Below are 18,080 nucleotides of genomic sequence, written 5' to 3'. Positions count from 1 at the left end.
CCGGAGAACGGCGTCGTGGTCAGGGCCGCTCTCCGCGCTTGACCTGCGGCTTCGGCAGCCGGAGCCGACGCATCTGGAGGGAGCGCATCAGGGCGTAGGCGATTGCGCCGCGCTTGTTCTCGCCGGCGAAGCGCTCGTTCAGCTGCTTCTTCAGACGGAAGGCCGTCACGAACGAGTCGAGCACGATCAGCACGATCACCACGAGCCACAGCAGCAGCGCGACGTTCTGCAGTGCCGCCACCCGCACCATGCTCAGCACGAGGATGACCACGGCCATCGGCAGGAAGAACTCCGCGATGTTGAACCGCGAGTCGACGAAGTCACGCGCGAACCGGCGCACCGGACCCTTGTCACGCGCGGGCAGATACCGCTCGTCGCCGCTGGCCAGCGCCTGACGCTGGCGCTCCAGCGCGGCACGGCGCTCCTCGCGCTGGCGCTTGGCGGCCTCCTTGCGCGTCATCGAGGTGTTGGCGACGCTGCGGCGCTGGGACTGGGCCTCACTGCGCTTGGGCGTGGGCCTGCCCTTCGGGGCCTGCGGGTCGCGGGGTTGCTTGGAGAAGTTCACCGGCGCCTTGTCGGCGGCCTGGGTCTTCTCATCCTTCGCACGGCTACGGAACACAAAACCCAAGGGTAAGGGCTTGACGGGCATGGACCCCAGTCCCGTGGGGAACGATCCGGCAACGCCAGTCGTCAGTAAGGGACAGAGGGGACGTTGTGTGCGCACCCGGTCGTCTCCGGGACGTACGCCCCGGTGACCCCGGGGGCCACCTACTCCTTACGCCGGAGCGGGAGCGCACGCAGTCGTCCTTGGGGATGAGCGCATCCGTCCCCGAACAGTGCGGTAATGGATGCAGGGCCCGTACTGTGGGTTCTGTCGCAGGAGCAGCTGCCGGAGTCGGTCAGAAGGGGGCGCGCGAAGCCCATGAGCGGTGTCATGAAGCGTATGGGGATGATCTTCCGCGCGAAGGCCAACAAGGCCCTTGACCGGGCCGAGGACCCGCGCGAGACCCTCGATTACTCGTACCAGAAGCAGCTGGAGCTGCTCCAGAAGGTGCGCCGCGGCGTCGCCGACGTGGCGACCAGCCGCAAGCGCCTGGAACTGCAGCTGAACCAGCTGCAGTCGCAGTCCACCAAGCTGGAGGACCAGGGCCGCAAGGCGCTCGCGCTGGGCCGTGAGGACCTGGCCCGCGAGGCGCTCTCCCGCCGGGCCGCGCTCCAGCAGCAGGTGACCGACCTGGAGACGCAGCACGCCACGCTCCAGGGCGAGGAGGAGAAGCTCACCCTGGCGGCCCAGCGGCTCCAGGCCAAGGTCGACGCCTTCCGTACGAAGAAGGAGACGATCAAGGCGACGTACACGGCGGCCCAGGCGCAGACCCGCATCGGCGAGGCCTTCTCCGGCATCTCCGAGGAGATGGGCGACGTCGGGCTGGCGATCCAGCGCGCCGAGGACAAGACGGCCCAGCTCCAGGCCCGCGCCGGCGCGATCGACGAACTGCTCGCCTCCGGCGCCCTGGACGACCCGTCCGGCATGCACAAGGACGACATCCAGGCCGAGCTGGACCGGCTCTCCGGTGGTACGGATGTAGAGCTGGAACTGCAGCGCATGAAGGCCGAGCTCGCCGGTGGTTCCAGCGGCGGGCAGCAGGCCATCGAGGGCGGCACGAGCCAGCAGCAGTCCCCGCAGCAGCCGCAGGACACCCCGCGCTTCGACAAGCAGTAGGGGCCCACGCCTAGGAGGGCGACATGATCGTACGGATCATGGGGGAGGGCCAGGTCATTCTGGCCGACGGCCATCTCGCCGAGCTCAGCAAGCTGGACGACGAGCTCCTGGCCGAAGTGGAGAACGGCGACGGCCCCGGCTTCCGCCGCACCCTCCACGCCCTGCTGGCCAGGGTCCGCGACCTGGGTGAGCCCCTGCCCGACGACTCCCTGGAACCCTCGGAACTGATCCTGCCTTCTCCGGACGCGACGCTGGAGGAGGTCAGGGAGCTGCTCGGCGACGACGGCCTGATCCCCGGATGACCGGGCCGCTGCGCACCGCACCGCCGGGTCGCGCACCCGCCCGCCCCGGCCACGGTGCCGAGCACCTCACACCCGGCCCCGTATCCCCCCACACCCGCCCCGGCTACCGTGAACACCCGTGAGCACCCTCGCGCGGGCCCGCTGCCGGGCCAAGGCGCACCCCCTGGCCATGGACGCCGTCCTCGCCGCAGCCGTCCTGGTCTGCATGGTCGCCGGCTCGTTCGTCGAACCCCGCCACCGCGACAGCGTCAGCTGGGTCCTGCGCACCCCCGACCCCCTCAGCCTCGTCCTCATGGCCCTCGGTGCCGCCGCCCTGGTCTTCCGCCGCCGCGCCCCGATGACCGTCCTCGCCCTCACCGGCGCCGTCTCCGTCGCCGAGTCCGTCACCGGTGACCCCCGCGCCCCCGTCGCCATGTCCGCGGTCATCGCCCTGTACACCGTCGCCTCCACCACGGACCGCCCCACCACCTGGCGCGTCGGACTGCTCACCATGACCGTGCTGACCGGCACCGCGATGGCCGCCGGCAGCCTGCCCTGGTACGCCCAGGAGAACCTGGCGATCCTCGCCTGGACCGGCATCGGCGCCACCGCCGGTGACGCCGTCCGCAGCCGCCGCGCCTTCGTCCAGGCCATCCGCGAACGCGCCGAACGCGCCGAACGCACCCGCGAGGAGGAAGCCCGCCGCCGGGTCGCCGAGGAGCGCCTGCGCATCGCCCGGGACCTGCACGACGTCGTCGCCCACCACATCGCCCTGGTCAACGTCCAGGCCGGGGTCGCGGCCCACGTCATGGACAAGCGCCCCGACCAGGCCAAGGAGGCCCTCGCGCACGTGCGTGAGGCCAGCCGCTCCGCGCTCAACGAGCTGCGCGCCACCGTCGGCCTGCTCCGCCAGTCCGGCGACCCCGAGGCCCCCACCGAGCCCGCCCCGGGCCTGGACCGCCTCGACGAACTCACCGGCACCTTCCGCAACGCCGGCCTGCACGTCGAGGTCGCCCGCGCCGACCAGGACACCACCCTCCCCGCCGCCGTCGACCTGGCCGCCTACCGGATCATCCAGGAGGCCCTCACCAACGTGCAGAAACACGCCGGTCCGCAGGCCAGGGCCGAGGTCAGCGTCGTACGGGTGGGACCGAACATCGAGATCACCGTCCTCGACGACGGCGGCGGCGAGGACCGGGCCCCGGACGGCGGCGGGCACGGGCTGCTCGGCATGCGCGAGCGGGTCACCGCCCTGCGCGGCACCCTCACCACCGGTCCCCGCTACGGCGGGGGCTTCCGCGTCCATGCGATCCTGCCCGTCAAGGGCCGTACATCCACCGGGGAGGACCCCGCATGACCATCCGTGTCCTGCTCGCCGACGACCAGGCGCTGCTGCGCAGCGCCTTCCGGGTGCTCGTCGACTCCGAGCCCGACATGGAGGTGGTGGGCGAGGCCTCCGACGGAGCGGAGGCGGTGCGGCTGACGAAGGAGCAGGGCGCCGACGTCGTCCTCATGGACATCCGCATGCCCGGCACCGACGGACTCGCCGCGACCCGCATGATCAGCGCCGACCCCGCCCTCGCCGGCGTCCGCGTGGTCATCCTGACGACGTTCGAGGTGGACGACTACGTCGTGCAGTCGCTGCGCGCCGGCGCCTCCGGCTTCCTCGGCAAGGGCTCCGAACCGGAGGAGCTGCTCAACGCCATCCGCATCGCGGCCGGCGGCCAGGCCCTGCTGTCCCCGGCGGCCACCACGGGCCTGATCTCCCGCTTCCTCGCCCAGGGCGACCCGGCCGACGACAACCGCGACCCGGCGCGCGGGGAGCGGCTCGACTCGCTCACCGTGCGCGAGCGCGAAGTGCTCGTCCAGGTCGCCGGCGGCCACTCCAACGACGAGATCGCCGAGCGGCTGGAGGTCAGCCCGCTGACGGTGAAGACGCACGTCAACCGTGCCATGGCCAAGCTGGGCGCCCGCGACCGGGCCCAGCTCGTGGTCATCGCCTACGAGTCCGGCCTGGTCCGTCCAAGGGTGGAGTGAACCCGGCCCGGCCGTACTGCGGCGGGAGTATGCGCCGCATAAGGAACGGGACCTGGGGCCTACGAAAGGGGCTCCGGCCATGGCTCAGGGTGTAGGGGCGGGCGCTCATCTGCGCGCCCGCTGCCGCTTCTGCCGTTAAACAGAAGAGAGATCCTGACCCATGTCCTGGCTGTCGAGATTCAGCCTCGCGCAACGCGCCCTGATAGGCCTGATGTCGATCATCGCGCTCGTCTTCGGGGCGATCGCGATACCCCAGCTCAAGCAGCAGCTGCTGCCCACCATCGAACTGCCCATGGTGTCCGTGCTGGCGCCGTACCAGGGCGCGTCGCCGGACGTGGTCGAGAAGCAGGTCGTCGAACCCATCGAGGACAGCCTCGAAGCCGTCGACGGCATCAGCGGCGTCACCTCCACCGCCAGCGAGGGCAACGCCGTCATCATGGCGTCCTTCGACTACGGCAACGACACCGAGCAGCTGGTCGCCGACGTCCAGCAGGCCGTCAACCGGGCCCGCGCGCAGCTCCCGGACGACGTCGACCCGCAGGTCGTCGCCGGCTCCACGGACGACATCCCCACCGTCGTCCTCGCCGTCACCTCCGGCCGCGACCAGCAGGCCCTGGCCGACCAGCTCGACAAGACCGTCGTGCCGGACCTGAAGAGCATCGACGGGGTCGGCCAGGTCACCGTCGACGGCGTGCGGGACGTCCAGGTCACCGTCACGCCCGACGACGCGAAGCTCGCGAAGGCCGGCCTGACCGCGCAGTCCCTCGGCCAGGCCCTGCAGGCGGGCGGCGCGACCGTCCCGGCCGGCTCCTTCGACGAGGGCGGCGCCAACCGCACCGTCCAGGTCGGCGGCGGCTTCACCTCGATCGAGCAGATCCGCGACCTGCGGATCAAGGGCGAGCCCGGCAAGGGTGAGCCGGTGCGCCTCGGCGACGTCGCCACGGTGAAGCAGCAGGAGGCCCCGGCCGACTCCATCACCCGCACCGACGGCAAGCCCTCCCTGGCCGTGGCCGTGACGATGGACCGCGACGGCAGCGCGGTCGCCATCTCCGACGCCGTCCACGACAAGCTTCCCGACCTGCGCAAGGACCTCGGCTCCGGCGCCTCCCTCACCGTCGTCAGCGACCAGGGCCCGGCCGTGTCCAAGTCCATCAAGGGGCTGACCACCGAGGGCGCGCTGGGTCTGCTCTTCGCGGTCCTGGTGATCCTGGTCTTCCTCGCCTCGATCCGCTCCACCCTGGTGACGGCGGTGTCCATCCCGCTGTCCGTGGTCCTCGCCCTGATCGTGCTGTGGACGCGCGACCTGTCGCTGAACGTCCTCACGCTGGGCGCCCTGACCATCGCCATCGGCCGGGTCGTCGACGACTCGATCGTGGTCCTGGAGAACATCAAGCGCCACCTCGGCTACGGCGAGGAGCGCCACTCGGCCATCCTCAACGCGGTGCGCGAGGTCGCCGGCGCGGTGACGTCCTCCACCCTCACCACGGTCGCCGTGTTCCTGCCGATCGGCCTGGTCGGCGGCATGGTGGGTGAGCTGTTCGGCTCCTTCAGCCTCACGGTCACGGCCGCGCTGCTGGCGTCGCTGCTGGTCTCCCTGACGGTCGTGCCGGTCCTGTCGTACTGGTTCCTGCGGCCGCCCAAGGGCACCCCCGAGGACGCGGACGAGGCGCGCCGGCTGGCCGAGGAGAAGGAGGCCAGGAGCCGTCTGCAGCGCGTCTACGTCCCGGTCCTGCGCTTCGCGACCCGCCGCCGCCTCACCAGCGTGGCCATCGCGGTCGTCGTCCTGGTCGGCACGTTCGGCATGGCGCCGCTGCTGAAGACGAACTTCTTCGACCAGGGCGAGCAGGAGGTCCTCACCGTCAAGCAGGAGCTGAAGCCCGGCACCAGCCTGGCCGCGACCGACGCCCAGGCGAAGAAGGTCGAGAAGCTGCTCGCCGGCACCGAGGGCGTGAAGGACTACCAGGTCACGATCGGCTCCTCCGGCTTCATGGCGGCCTTCGGCGGCGGCACGGACTCCAACCAGGCCTCGTACCAGGTGATGCTGGAGGACTCGGCGTCCTACGAGGACGTCCAGGACCGCATCGAGAAGGGCCTGGCCGGGCTGAAGGGCATCGGCACCACCACCATCGCCGCCGGTGACGGCTTCGGCGCCCAGGAGCTGAGCGTCGTGGTGAAGGCCGCCGACGCCGACGTCCTGCGCACGGCGTCCGAGGAGGTCCGCAAGGCGGTCGCCTCCCTCGACGACGTCACGGACGTCACCAGCGACCTGGCCACCAGCGTCCCGCGCATCTCGGTGAAGGCCGACGACAAGGCGGCCGCGGCCGGCTTCGACGACCAGACCCTCGGCGCCGCCGTCGCCCAGGCCGTCCGCGGCACCACCGCGGCCAAGGCGGTCCTGGACGACACCGAGCGCGACGTCGTCATCCGCTCGGCGAAGCCCGCGCGGACCCTGAAGGAGCTTCAGGACCTGCGCCTGGGCGGCACGGTGAAGCTCGGCGACATCGCGACCGTGCGGCTGGTCGACGGGCCGGTCTCCATGACCCGCATCGACGGCCAGCGCGCGGCCACCATCACCGCGAAGCCCACCGGCGACAACACCGGCGCGGTCAGCACCGAGCTCCAGTCGAAGATCAACGCGCTGAAGCTCCCGGACGGCGCCACCGCGTCGATCGGCGGTGTCTCCGAGGACCAGGACGAGGCGTTCGCCAACCTGGGCCTGGCGATGCTGGCGGCCATCGCGATCGTCTTCCTGCTGCTGGTCGGCACCTTCCGGTCCCTGGTCCAGCCGCTGATCCTGCTCGTGTCCATCCCGTTCGCCGCCACCGGCGCGATCGGCCTGCTGGTGGCGACCGGCACCCCGATGGGCGTCCCGGCGATGATCGGCATGCTGATGCTGATCGGCATCGTGGTCACGAACGCGATCGTGCTGATCGACCTGATCAACCAGTACCGCAGGCAGGGCCACGGCATCGTCGAAGCCGTGGTCGAGGGCGGCCGGCACCGTCTGCGGCCCATCCTCATGACCGCCCTGGCGACCATCTTCGCCCTGCTCCCGATGGCCCTCGGCATCACCGGCGAGGGCGGCTTCATCGCCCAGCCGCTGGCCGTGGTGGTGATCGGCGGCCTGGTCACCTCGACGCTGCTCACCCTGCTGCTGGTGCCGACGCTGTACGCGATGGTCGAACTCCGCAAGGAGCGCCGGGCGAAGAAGCGCGCGGCCAAGCGGGCGAAGAAGGCGGGGGGCGGGTCCGGCGCCACGCCGGCCACGGACGAGCCGGAGCCCGCGTCCGTCTCGTAGCGGACCGCTCGCCGAGCCCGCACGGCGACACCTCCCCGGGCCGGGGCCCGAACCGGAAAGGACGGTTCGGGCCCCGGCCTTCGTCGTGCCGGCGTTACGTATCCTGACCCGGACTGCATGGCGGGGGAGAGGAACCGGGCGTGCCGCTGCAGAAGGACGACCCGAAGTCGGTCGGCGGGTACAAGCTGGTCGGCCGGCTCGGGGCCGGGGGCATGGGGGTCGTCTACCGCGGCCGGGCCCGCTCGGGGCGTGAGGTCGCCGTCAAGGTGGTGCACGCCCAGTACGCGGAGAACCCGGTCTTCCGCGCCCGTTTCCGGCAGGAGATCGAGGCCGTCCGCAAGGTGAGCGGCGCCTTCACCGCGCCGGTCCTGGACGCCGACCCGGAGGCGGTACGCCCCTGGATGGCGACCCAGTACGTGCCCGGGCCGTCCCTCGCCGCCCTGATCCGCGACCAGGGCCCGCTGCGGGGCACCGCACTGCGCCGGCTGGCGCTCGGGCTGGTGGAGGCGCTGCGGGAGATCCACCGGGCCGGGGTGGTGCACCGGGACCTCAAGCCCGCGAACGTCCTCATGGCGGAGGACGGCCCGCGCGTCATCGACTTCGGCATCTCCCGCGCCGCCGAGAACCACAACACCCTGACCGAGACCGGCCAGATGATCGGCACCCCGCCGTTCATGTCGCCGGAGCAGCTCACCGACGCCCGCTCGGTGGGCCCGGCCTCCGACGTGTTCTCCGTGGGCGCCCTGCTCGTGTACACGAGCACCGGCCGGGGCCCCTTCGACGCGGACAGCCCTTATCTGACGGCCTACCGGGTGGTGCACAACGCGCCGGTCCTGGACGGCGTGCCGGAGCTCCTGTGCCCACTGCTGGAGCGCTGCCTCGCCAAGGACCCCGCCGACCGGCCCGGACTGGACGAACTGGCACGCGAGCTGGTGACGGCGTTGCCGGAGACGGGCACGGACGACGAGGCCACCGTGGCATTGCGCAGGGACGAGACGGCCCAGGTCAGCACCGGGCCCGCCGCGGCCGCAGCCCCCGGCCCCCCGGCTTCCGGGGAACGTCACAGCCGTGTCCGGCGGTTGTGGGCCACGGCCGGCACGGCGACCGCGCTCGCGCTCGGCCTGACGGGCTATCTGCTGCTCGGGCCCGGACTCGGCGAGGACGACTCCCGCACGGGGGCGGACACCACCGGCTCCACGCCCTCCCGCTGGACGACCGTCCCGGCCGGCTGGAAGCCCTGGCAGACCACGGTGCACGCCACCGCCGCGCAGGGAGTGAAGCAGGGCCACGGCATCGCCGAGGGCGGGTCCATGGACGGCCCGGCGTGCGACGTGCACGAGGGCGCCGTCTACTGCGCGGGCGACGGGGTCCTGCCCGTGCGCCTGGACGCCCTCACCGGACGGGTCCGCTGGCGCGCCGGTGTGCTGCCGCCCGGCCCGGGTGAGGGGTCGTACAGCTTCTCCGTCCTCGGTGTCACGGACGACGCGATGCTGGTCGAGCAGACGTACAGCCCCGACCACGGGGAGGACGTCGTGGTCACGGTCGCCGCCCTCGACACCGGGAACGGCGAGCGGCTGTGGCAGCGCACGGTGAACGTCGACGCGGTGCGCCCGTACGTCTCGGACGGCCTGGTGATCGTCCCGGACGACGGCGGCCGTTCGGTGACCGCCCGCTCTGCGCGCACCGGCTCCGGGCGCTGGACGGCGCCGCTGCCAGCGGGGCAGTACTGCGCTCCGGCGGACCCCGGAGGCAGCCCCTACCTGCGGTGCGGCCCGGACGAGGTGCCCTCGAAGGAGACGGTCCTGCTGCGGCTGGACCCCTCCGACGGCTCGGCACGACGTCTGACGGTGCCCGTCGACGAAACGCTCGTCGGCGTGTCCGTGGGCCGTCTGGTCCTCCTCGAACCGACCGAGGACGAGGAGGACGAGGCGTCCGCCGGGATCCGGCTGCTGGACCCGGACACCGGAAAGGACCGCGCGGTGAGGTTCGCGGAGCCGTTGGAGGGCAACGCGACACTCTCGGGCGGCACCGTGTGGTTCGCCACGTCCTCCGGGCAGGTCACCGCCGTGTCGGTCGGCACGGGCGAGCGGCTGTGGCAGACCCGGACGAGCCTGGAGCAGCCCAGCGGCATCACCCACGACCCCGGCGCCCGCGCGGTCTATCTGTCCAGCGCCAGCGGCCGGGTCGCCGCCCTCGACACGAGGAAGGGCACGCTGCTGTGGGAGACCCTGCCGCGCGCCCGGCGGGTGACGAACCAGGGCTGGCAGCGCTCCGAGGTGCTGCTCCACGAGGGAGCCCTGGTCGTCGCCACCACGGACGGCGACGTGTTCACCCTCGACCCGGCCCACCCCGGGCGGAAACCCGTCCCGGGGTGAGCCCACGGGCCGCGAGACCTACGGCAGCGCCAGCATCCGCTCCAGCGCCAGCTTCGCGAACGCCTCGGTCTCCTTGTCCACCTCGATGCGGTTGACCAGGTTGCCCTCGGCCAGGGACTCCAGGGCCCAGACCAGGTGGGGGAGGTCGATGCGGTTCATGGTCGAGCAGAAGCAGACCGTCTTGTCGAGGAAGACGATCTCCTTGCCCTCGGGAGCGAAACGGTTCGCCAGGCGGCGGACCAGGTTCAGCTCCGTGCCGATGGCCCACTTGGAGCCGGCCGGCGCGGCCTCCAGGGCCTTGATGATGTACTCCGTCGAACCGACGTAGTCGGCCGCGGCCACGACCTCGTGCCGGCACTCGGGGTGCACCAGGACGTTCACGCCCGGGATGCGCTCGCGCACGTCGTTCACCGAGTCCAGGCTGAAGCGGCCGTGCACCGAGCAGTGGCCCCGCCACAGGATCATCTTCGCCGCGCGCAGCTCGTCGGCGGTCAGGCCGCCGTTCGGCTTGTGCGGGTTGTAGACGACGCAGTCCTCCAGGGACATGCCCATGTCGCGGACCGCGGTGTTGCGCCCCAGGTGCTGGTCGGGCAGGAACAGCACCTTCTCGCCCTGCTCGAAGGCCCAGTCCAGGGCCCGCTTGGCGTTGGAGGAGGTGCAGATCGTGCCGCCGTGCTTGCCCGTGAACGCCTTGATGTCGGCGGACGAGTTCATGTACGAGACGGGCACGACCTGCTCGGCTATGCCGGCCTCGGTCAGCACGTCCCAGCACTCGGCGACCTGCTCGGCCGTCGCCATGTCGGCCATCGAGCAGCCGGCGGCGAGGTCGGGCAGGACGACCTTCTGGTCGTCGGACGTCAGGATGTCCGCGGACTCCGCCATGAAGTGCACACCGCAGAACACGATGTACTCGGCCTCCGGACGCGCCGCCGCGTCCCGGGCCAGCTTGAACGAGTCACCGGTCACGTCCGCGAACTGGATGACCTCGTCGCGCTGGTAGTGGTGGCCGAGCACGAAGACCTTGTTCCCGAGCTTCTCCTTCGCCCGGCGAGCGCGCTCCACCAGGTCCGGGTCGGACGGCGAGGGCAGGTCGCCGGGACACTCCACGCCGCGCTCGCTCCTCGGGTCGGCCTCACGGCCGAGGAGCAGCAGGGCGAGGGGCGTCGGCTGTACGTCGAGCTCCTGGGTCTGGGCGGTGGTCACGACACGCACCCTTTCTGTTTCCGGCGACTTTTCGTCGATTTGACGCTATCTATCATAACCGCTTCACGTCACTTTGACGATGCCCATAGCGTCTGTGTGACGTGAATCCCGGCGAGGCGCCGTTCATTCCCGGGAAGGCCGGGAAAGAGGCGTTTTCCGGTTCCCGGCACGTGTGCGAGCATGAAAAGGAGCCGAGATCGCGCGTCCGGCCCGGAATGAATCCGCGGCCCCGCCGGTTGGAACCGTCGGCAAGCAGTCTCCGTACAACCCGGGAGAGATGTAGATGTCCGTATCGGACGAGACCAGCACCGTCACCGACGGCATCATCCTGACCGACGCCGCCGCGTCCAAGGTCAAGGCGCTGCTCGACCAGGAAGGCCGCGACGACCTCGCGCTGCGCGTCGCCGTCCAGCCCGGCGGCTGCTCCGGCCTGCGCTACCAGCTCTTCTTCGACGAGCGTTCGCTCGACGGCGACGTCGAGAAGGACTTCGGCGGTGTGAAGGTCGTCACCGACCGCATGAGCGCCCCCTACCTCGGCGGTGCCACGATCGACTTCGTCGACACCATCGAGAAGCAGGGCTTCACGATCGACAACCCGAACGCGACGGGTTCCTGCGCCTGCGGCGACTCCTTCAGCTGAGCCGCCGGGCCGCCCCCGTGGCGGCAGCGGACATGACGAAGGCGGCGGCCCCCTCCGAGGGGGCCGCCGCCTTCGTCATGTGCGGCCGTGCCGTGCGCGCCGTGGGCCCACCGGCCGTGCGAGCCGTGGGGCCTACCGCTCGTGCGTCGGCGGCGCCGGCAGTCGCGCGCCCTCCCTGGCCAGCGGAATCCCCTTGCCGTCCTCGTCGACGACCTTCCGGTCACCGAGCGGCCGGTCCAGCGGCACGGTCTCCTGGAACTGCTTGGCGATCATGATGCAGACCTTGTCCGGCCACGGCGTCGACGTCACCGTGACCGTCACCTCGCCGCCCTTCTCGTCCGCCGTCACGTCGTAGTCGGCGCACACCCCGCCGGTGAACGTCACGGTCAGCTCCGCGCCCTCGGCCCGGTAGCCGTCCACCTTCACCTCGCGCGGCCCGGGCCGCGACGTCGGCTCGTCGCTGGGCTCGCTCGGCGCCGGGGAGGCCAGGTACTCCGGCTCGACCGCCGGGTACGTCACCGTGAACGGGTCCTTCGCGCCCGGCGCCGTCACCTCGAACAGCCAGGACGGCACGAGCGCCTGGCGGCCGTCCACGTCGTGCGCGGCCAGCCCGAACACCGCGTTCTCGACCGTGACCGGGTCCGGCTGCGGCGTACCGCTCGCCGACGCTCCGCAGGGCTCCTCCTGCCCCTCCTCCAGCGGCACGGGGCTCGCGCAGCCGCCGATGCCCATCCGGTGGTCGCCCTTCGGCCGCCCCTCCATCAGCTCCAGTGCCTTCTCCGCCTCGACCACGGGGTACGTGTCGCCCTTCACCGGCGCCTTCAGCCGGCCGCTGCCGCCGACGACCTCGCCGCCGGAGCCGACCGTGATCCCGGTCGTCCAGCCGTACGTGGGCAGTCCGCCGACCTCGGGGGAGGCGTTCACCACCCGCTGGGCGCCCATGACCTGGCTCGCGTCGACCTTCGCGTCGTCCTGACCCAGGGCCTTCAGCACCGGCGCCGCGGCCTTCTCCGCCACGTCCTCGCCCACCGGCGTGCCGCCCGGCCGTGGGGCGGTGCAGGTGCCGGTGCCCTTGCAGTCGTCGGTGCCCGGGGCGTACCGGCTGAACGTCCAGGCGCCCGGCGCCTGCCGGTTCACCTGCAGACTCGGCCCCGAGCCGTCCTGCCCGCCGATCCTCCAGACCTCGCCCTGCGCCACGGGTGTCCCCTCGACCCCTAGGGCCTTCGCCAGCCGGGCCACCTCCGCCGCGGCGACCTCACCCCGCGCCCGGTACACCGGGGCCTCGCCGGGACCCTTCGGCAGGGTGCCCTCGACCCGGTAGGTGGCGCCGTAGGGGTTGGGCTCACCGGGGGCGATGCCGTTGCCGCCGTTCGTGGAGTCCGAGTACCCGTCGAGCGCGAGCGGCGGGGGAGTGCCGTCCCCGCCGGGCGCGCCGGACGTCGCCCCGCCGCCCGACCCGCCGGACGCGTTGGAGGCGAGCCAGGCCCCGCCCCCGCCGACCAGCAGCACGGCGGCGGCGACGGAGGCGATGATCGCGGGCGTGCGCGGCCGCCCGCCCCCCTGCCGGGCCTGGCCCTCGCCGTCGCGGGGGAGGTCGTGGACCGGGACCGGACCGGGGCCCTCGGCGCTGTCCGCGGCGGTGATGCGGGCCCGTCCGTCGTGCTCTTCCGGGCCGCCGGCGCCTTCCGCACCGGCGGCCCGGCCGGGCGCCGGGCCCCGACCGGGCGCCGACGCCGGACCGTCGCCGCTGTCGGCGCCGCTGTCGGGGTCCGGTGCGGGTTCGGCTTTGCTCTCCGGGGCGATGTTGCGGCCCGGTGCCTGTTCGGCTTTGCTCCCTGGGGCGTTGTCGGGGTCCGGTGCCTGTTCGGCCTCGCTTTCGGTGCCCGGTGCGGGTTCGGCCTTGCTCTCCGGGGCGTTGTCGGCGCCCGGTGCCGGTTCGGCCTTGCTCTCGGGGGCGATGTAGCGGCCCGGTGCCGGTTCGGCCTCGGGCTCGATCCCGACGTGGGGGGACCCGGTCACCTCGGCCTCGGCAGCCTCTGCGGCAGCGTCCGGCCCGGCCACCTTGTCCGTTCCGGCGACCCCGTCGGACTCGGCGGGCCTCGCCGGCGACCCGGTCCCCGCCGCACCCGGTTCCGGGGCGTCCGCGGTACCGGCGCCGCCCGCTTCCCTGGCGTCGTCGTCGTTGTCGGGTCGCTCGGTGTTCACCGCATCGCTCCTTCGGCTGCACTGCTGTCCCATGGGACCCAACCCGCTCGGAATCAGGCCGTGGAGGGGTCGTATCCCGCCTCCCCTTCACGGGGGACAGCGATGGGACGCAGCGGGGGAGCTCGCGGTTCCCGGGCGTGCGCCGCTCAGTCCCCGTAGTCCGCCATGGCGTCGAGCAGCCGCGCCGACGAGGGCGGCACCGTCACGCCGTGGATGAGGGCCGGCGACACCGGCCGGGCGACGACCCGGTCGGGCACCGCCCAGTGGCGAGCCATCCGCGCCCCGTCCCCCGGCAGCGACGCCAGCTCGCCTTCGAGATCGACCGGAACGGGAGCCTGGACCTTGAGGTTCGTCATACCGGCACCGTATGCACGCCGGGACTCACGGAGAAAGATCTACTATCGGGTAGTTTCGCTGCCTTCAGGGCCGCCCCGCCCACCCGATAGCGTGGAGCGTCAAGGTCCGCCTCCCTCAGGAGAATCCCCGCCGTGCGCATCGCAGTCACCGGCTCCATCGCCACCGACCACCTCATGACCTTCCCCGGCCGCTTCGCCGACCAGCTCGTTGCGGACCAGCTGCACACGGTCTCGCTGTCGTTCCTGGTCGACAAGCTCGACGTCCGCCGCGGCGGCGTCGCCGCGAACATCGCCTTCGGCATGGGGCAGCTCGGCACCCGGCCGATCCTGGTCGGCGCCGCCGGCGCGGACTTCGACGAGTACCGGGCCTGGCTGGAGCGGCACGGCGTCGACACCCAGTCCGTCCGCATCTCCGAGACGCTGCACACCGCCCGTTTCGTGTGCACGACCGACGCCGACCACAACCAGATCGGCTCCTTCTACACGGGCGCCATGAGCGAGGCCCGCCTCATCGAGCTGAAGACCGTCGCCGACCGCGTCGGCGGCCTCGACCTGGTCTCCATCGGCGCGGACGACCCGGAGGCCATGCTCCGGCACACCGAGGAGTGCCGCGCCCGGTCCATCCCGTTCGCCGCCGACTTCTCCCAGCAGATCGCCCGGATGGACGGCGAGGAGATCCGCATCCTCCTGGACGGGGCGACGTACCTCTTCTCCAACGAGTACGAGAAGGGCCTCATCGAGTCCAAGACCGGCTGGAGCGACGAGGAGATCCTCTCCCGGGTCGGCCACCGGGTGACCACCCTCGGCGCCCGGGGTGTGCGCATCGAGCGGACCGGCGAGGACCCGATCGAGGTCGGCACGCCGGACGAGGAGCGCAAGGCCGACCCGACGGGTGTCGGCGACGCCTTCCGCGCCGGGTTCCTCTCGGGTCTGGCCTGGGGCGTCTCCCTGCAGCGCGCCGCGCAGGTCGGCTGCATGCTGGCGACCCTGGTCATCGAGACGGTCGGCACGCAGGAGTACCAGCTGCGCCGGGGCCACTTCATGGAGCGGTTCACCAAGGCCTACGGGGACGAGGCGGCGGCGGAGGTCAAGGCGCACCTGTCCTGACCCTCGCCGTGCGCGGGCGCGTGGGGAACTGGTCGCGCGGTTCCCCGCGTCCCCGGGGCGCTCAGCTCGCCCGGCGGACCACGTAGGCCGTTCCGCGTTCCGCCGGTTCCTCCCCGACGTACTCCTGTCCCCGCATCTCGCACCACGCCGGGATGTCCAGCCGCGCCGCCTCGTCGTCCGACAGGACCCGCACCAGGCCGCCCACCGGGACGTCGCCGATCACCTTGGCCAGCTCGATGACGGGGATCGGGCACCGCTTGCCGAGGGAGTCCACGACGAGGACGTCCTCCTCGCGGGCGACCGCCGTGGTGGGAGCGCCGAGTTTCTCCCGGACCGCCGCCACCGCCCCGGGCAGCACCTCCAGGAACCTCTCCACATCCTCCCCGGCCGCGCCCATCGGCAGCGAAATCCGCACATTCCCCTCGCTGAGCACACCCATCGCCCGCAGGACGTGGCTGGGTGTCAGCGTGCTGCTCGTGCAGGACGATCCGGACGAGACGGAGAAACCCGCCCGGTCCAGCTCGTGCAGCAGCGCCTCGCCGTCGACGTAGAGACAGGAGAAGGTGACGACGCCGGGCAGCCGGCGCACCGGGTCGCCGACCACCTCCACATCGGGCACCAGCCGCGGCACCCGGGCCCGGATCCGTTCCGTCAGTTCCCGCAACCGCGCGGCCTCGGCGGCCGCCTCGGCCCGTACGGCCCGCAGTGACGCGGCCGCCGCCACGATCGCCGGGAGGTTCTCGAAGCCGGGCGCCCGTCCCGACTCGCGCTCGTCCACCGGCCCTTGCGCCGCGAAGCGCACGCCCTTGCGCACCACGAGCAGCCCCACCCCGGACGGCCCGCCCCACTTGTGCGCACTGGCCGTCAGCAGCGACCAGTCCCCGTCCACCGGCCCCCAGCCCAGCGACTGCGCCGCGTCCACCAGCAACGGCACCCCGGCCTCCCGGCACAGCTTGGCCACCGCGGCGACCGGCTGCTCGGTCCCCACCTCGTGGTTGGCCGACTGCAGACACGCCAGTGCGGTGTCCCCGCGCAGGGCCTCGGCGTACCCCGCCGGATCCACCGCCCCGCCCCGGTCCACCGTCACCCGGCTGACCGAACCGCCCGCCGCCTCGTGCGCCTCGGCCGAATGGAGCACCGAAGAGTGTTCGACCGCTGACACGATCAGGTGGCGCCCCGCCCGCCGCCGCCCGGCCAGTGCCCCGGCAACGCCCGTGTGCACGGCACGCGTTCCGGACGGGGTGAAGACCAGCTCGTCCGGCCGGCACCCCACCGCCTCGGCGGCGGCCTCCCGTGCCGCGTCCAGCAGCATCCGCGCCCGCCGCCCCTCCCGGTACAACCGGGCGGGATCAGCCCACCCCTCATCCAGGGAGGCCAGCAGAGCCTGCCGGGCGACGGAATGAAGCGGAGCAGCGGAAGCAGCATCGAAGTAGGCCACACGGCAACGCTAGAACGCCCGGAAGCGGAACGGACCCCAGGGGGGCGGAGAACTGCGCGAAAGGCCACAATCCACCCGCAGCCGCCAATTCAGCGAACCACCCGAGTGAGTAGGCACCCCTCCCCGAGAACCCCCGGAGGGCGTCGGCTAGGGTTTGGTCCGCATAAACATCCAAACCCCTGCCCGACGCAGGGCGGCGACCGACCAGCGAGAAGGCCAGGCCGCAGCCGATCCGCGCGGGCGAGACTCTCGGGAAGGCGCTACGTGAGTCCCAACGGCTCCGACCGCTCGCCGCGGCGCCCGATGCGGCGGAAGCTGCTGCAGGCACTGACCGCGGGCCTGGTCTTGGCGACAGCCACCGGTTGCTCGTACAACTGGGAAGACTTCCCCCGCCTTGGTATGCCCACCCCGACCACGGAAGAGGCTCCGCGGATCCTCTCCCTGTGGCAGGGGTCCTGGGCGGCTGCGCTCGCCGTCGGCGTGCTGGTGTGGGGTCTGATCCTGTGGAGTGCTTTCTTCCACCGGCGCAGCCGCACCAAGGTCGAGGTTCCTCCGCAGACCCGGTACAACATGCCCATCGAGGCGCTGTACACGGTCGTCCCGCTCATCATCGTCTCGGTGCTGTTCTACTTCACCGCCCGCGACGAGTCCGAGCTGCTCAGCCTCAAGAAGAAGCCCGACGTCACGGTCAACGTGGTCGGCTTCCAGTGGAGCTGGTGCTTCAACTACATCGAGCCGGTCGCCGGTTCCACGGGCGACGCGAAGAAGTCCCCGGAGCTCGACGCGATCCCGGACCGGTTCAAGGAAGACTTCCCGGCCGACGCCGGCGGTGTCTACGACTGCGGTACCCCCGGCACCCGGAACCCGCAGACCAACAACCCGGGCCCGACGCTGTGGCTGCCCAAGGGCAAGACGGTCCGCTTCGTGCTGACCTCGCGTGACGTCATCCACTCCTTCTGGGTGGTGCCGTTCCTCATGAAGCAGGACGTCATCCCGGGCCACACCAACGCCTTCGAGGTGACCCCCAACAAGGAGGGCACCTTCCTGGGCAAGTGCGCCGAGCTCTGCGGCGTCGACCACTCCCGGATGCTGTTCAACGTGAAGGTGGTCTCCCCCGAGCGCTACGAGCAGCACCTCAAGGAGCTCGTGGACAAGCAGCAGAACGGTTACGTTCCTGCCGGCATCGAGCAGGCGGGCCCCGAGAAGAACCGAAGGTCGAACATCCTGTGAGCATCCTCAACGAACCTCAGGGTGCCGCGGCGGCAGGGTCCCACTACGAGGACGAGTTGCCGGTCCGGCGCCAGAACCGCGGCAGTGTCGTGGTCAAGTGGCTGACGACCACGGACCACAAGACGATCGGCACGCTGTACCTGGCGACGTCGTTCGCGTTCTTCGTCATCGGTGGCGTGATGGCGCTGTT

14 protein-coding genes and 1 pseudogene are annotated in these 18,080 nt (G+C 71.9%); 10 read left to right on the top strand and 5 right to left on the bottom strand.

Annotated features, from left to right (window positions below; genetic code table 11):
- Positions 1-19: 19 nt before the first annotated feature.
- A complete protein-coding gene (locus ABTZ58_RS19230) occupies positions 20-619 on the bottom strand; it encodes a DUF3043 domain-containing protein (RefSeq protein WP_351357719.1) in 600 nt (199 codons plus the stop codon).
- Between the two features lie 315 nt (positions 620-934).
- Between ABTZ58_RS19230 and ABTZ58_RS19225 the strand changes: the two genes are divergently transcribed.
- The 6 genes from ABTZ58_RS19225 (at position 935) to ABTZ58_RS19200 (ending at position 9,711) form a co-directional block, all read left to right on the top strand.
- Positions 935-1,720, top strand: a complete 786-nt coding sequence (locus tag ABTZ58_RS19225) for a PspA/IM30 family protein (RefSeq protein ID WP_351357716.1) — start codon at positions 935-937, stop codon at positions 1,718-1,720.
- Positions 1,721-1,743: 23 nt separating this feature from the next.
- Positions 1,744-2,022, top strand: coding sequence for a PspA-associated protein PspAA (gene pspAA / locus ABTZ58_RS19220; RefSeq protein WP_351357713.1), 279 nt, complete (start codon positions 1,744-1,746; stop codon positions 2,020-2,022).
- Positions 2,023-2,140: 118 nt separating this feature from the next.
- A complete protein-coding gene (locus tag ABTZ58_RS19215; RefSeq protein WP_351357710.1) occupies positions 2,141-3,358 on the top strand; it encodes a sensor histidine kinase in 1,218 nt (405 codons plus the stop codon).
- On the top strand, positions 3,355-4,038 hold the full coding sequence (locus tag ABTZ58_RS19210; RefSeq protein WP_351357707.1) for a response regulator: 684 nt from the start codon (positions 3,355-3,357) through the stop codon (positions 4,036-4,038). Before ABTZ58_RS19215 ends, ABTZ58_RS19210 begins: the two co-directional genes overlap by 4 nt.
- 160 nt (positions 4,039-4,198) lie before the next feature.
- Positions 4,199-7,336, top strand: coding sequence for an efflux RND transporter permease subunit (locus tag ABTZ58_RS19205; RefSeq protein WP_351357704.1), 3,138 nt, complete (start codon positions 4,199-4,201; stop codon positions 7,334-7,336).
- A gap of 140 nt (positions 7,337-7,476) precedes the next feature.
- Complete coding sequence (locus ABTZ58_RS19200; protein ID WP_351357701.1) at positions 7,477-9,711, top strand: protein kinase domain-containing protein; 2,235 nt, start codon at positions 7,477-7,479, stop codon at positions 9,709-9,711.
- Positions 9,712-9,729: 18 nt separating this feature from the next.
- Here the strand turns inward: ABTZ58_RS19200 and nadA are convergent, their stop codons facing one another.
- On the bottom strand, positions 9,730-10,914 hold the full coding sequence (gene nadA, locus ABTZ58_RS19195) for a quinolinate synthase NadA (RefSeq protein ID WP_351357698.1): 1,185 nt from the start codon (positions 10,912-10,914) through the stop codon (positions 9,730-9,732).
- Between the two features lie 283 nt (positions 10,915-11,197).
- On the opposite strand from nadA, the gene ABTZ58_RS19190 reads away from it, so the two are divergent.
- Positions 11,198-11,554 carry a HesB/IscA family protein gene (locus ABTZ58_RS19190; protein ID WP_010037217.1) on the top strand — a complete coding sequence of 119 codons (357 nt, stop codon included), beginning with the start codon at positions 11,198-11,200 and terminating at the stop codon, positions 11,552-11,554.
- A gap of 132 nt (positions 11,555-11,686) precedes the next feature.
- On the opposite strand, the gene ABTZ58_RS19185 is transcribed toward ABTZ58_RS19190, so the two are convergent.
- Together ABTZ58_RS19185 and ABTZ58_RS19180 are read right to left on the bottom strand one after the other, a co-directional pair.
- The gene (locus ABTZ58_RS19185; RefSeq protein ID WP_502996098.1) at positions 11,687-13,759 is read right to left on the bottom strand and encodes a hypothetical protein; all 2,073 of its coding nucleotides are present in this window, start codon (positions 13,757-13,759) and stop codon (positions 11,687-11,689) included.
- 146 nt (positions 13,760-13,905) lie between these two features.
- Positions 13,906-14,115, bottom strand: a complete 210-nt coding sequence (locus tag ABTZ58_RS19180; RefSeq protein WP_351357694.1) for a hypothetical protein — start codon at positions 14,113-14,115, stop codon at positions 13,906-13,908.
- A gap of 132 nt (positions 14,116-14,247) precedes the next feature.
- On the opposite strand from ABTZ58_RS19180, the gene ABTZ58_RS19175 reads away from it, so the two are divergent.
- Positions 14,248-15,222: a carbohydrate kinase family protein gene (locus tag ABTZ58_RS19175; RefSeq protein WP_351357691.1), complete on the top strand. Its 975-nt coding sequence runs from the start codon at positions 14,248-14,250 to the stop codon at positions 15,220-15,222.
- A 61-nt stretch (positions 15,223-15,283) separates the two neighbouring features.
- Here ABTZ58_RS19175 and ABTZ58_RS19170 read toward each other — a convergent pair whose 3' ends face one another.
- Positions 15,284-16,660 carry a cysteine desulfurase/sulfurtransferase TusA family protein gene (locus ABTZ58_RS19170; RefSeq protein WP_351357688.1) on the bottom strand — a complete coding sequence of 459 codons (1,377 nt, stop codon included), beginning with the start codon at positions 16,658-16,660 and terminating at the stop codon, positions 15,284-15,286.
- A 264-nt stretch (positions 16,661-16,924) separates the two neighbouring features.
- Here ABTZ58_RS19170 and ctaC point away from each other — a divergent pair, with 264 nt between their 5' ends.
- Both ctaC and ABTZ58_RS19160 read left to right on the top strand, forming a co-directional pair.
- Positions 16,925-17,890 (top strand): aa3-type cytochrome oxidase subunit II, encoded by a 966-nt coding sequence (gene ctaC / locus ABTZ58_RS19165; RefSeq protein ID WP_351357685.1) that lies wholly within the window; start codon positions 16,925-16,927, stop codon positions 17,888-17,890.
- Positions 17,887-18,080 (top strand): annotated as a pseudogene (locus tag ABTZ58_RS19160) (aa3-type cytochrome oxidase subunit I); the annotation flags it as partial. The gene ctaC and the pseudogene ABTZ58_RS19160, both read left to right, overlap by 4 nt.

The organism is Streptomyces sp. NPDC094143 (genome assembly GCF_040303825.1).
Taxonomy (GTDB): Bacteria; Actinomycetota; Actinomycetes; order Streptomycetales; family Streptomycetaceae; genus Streptomyces.
This window is presented reverse-complemented; position numbering and strand designations above follow the sequence as displayed.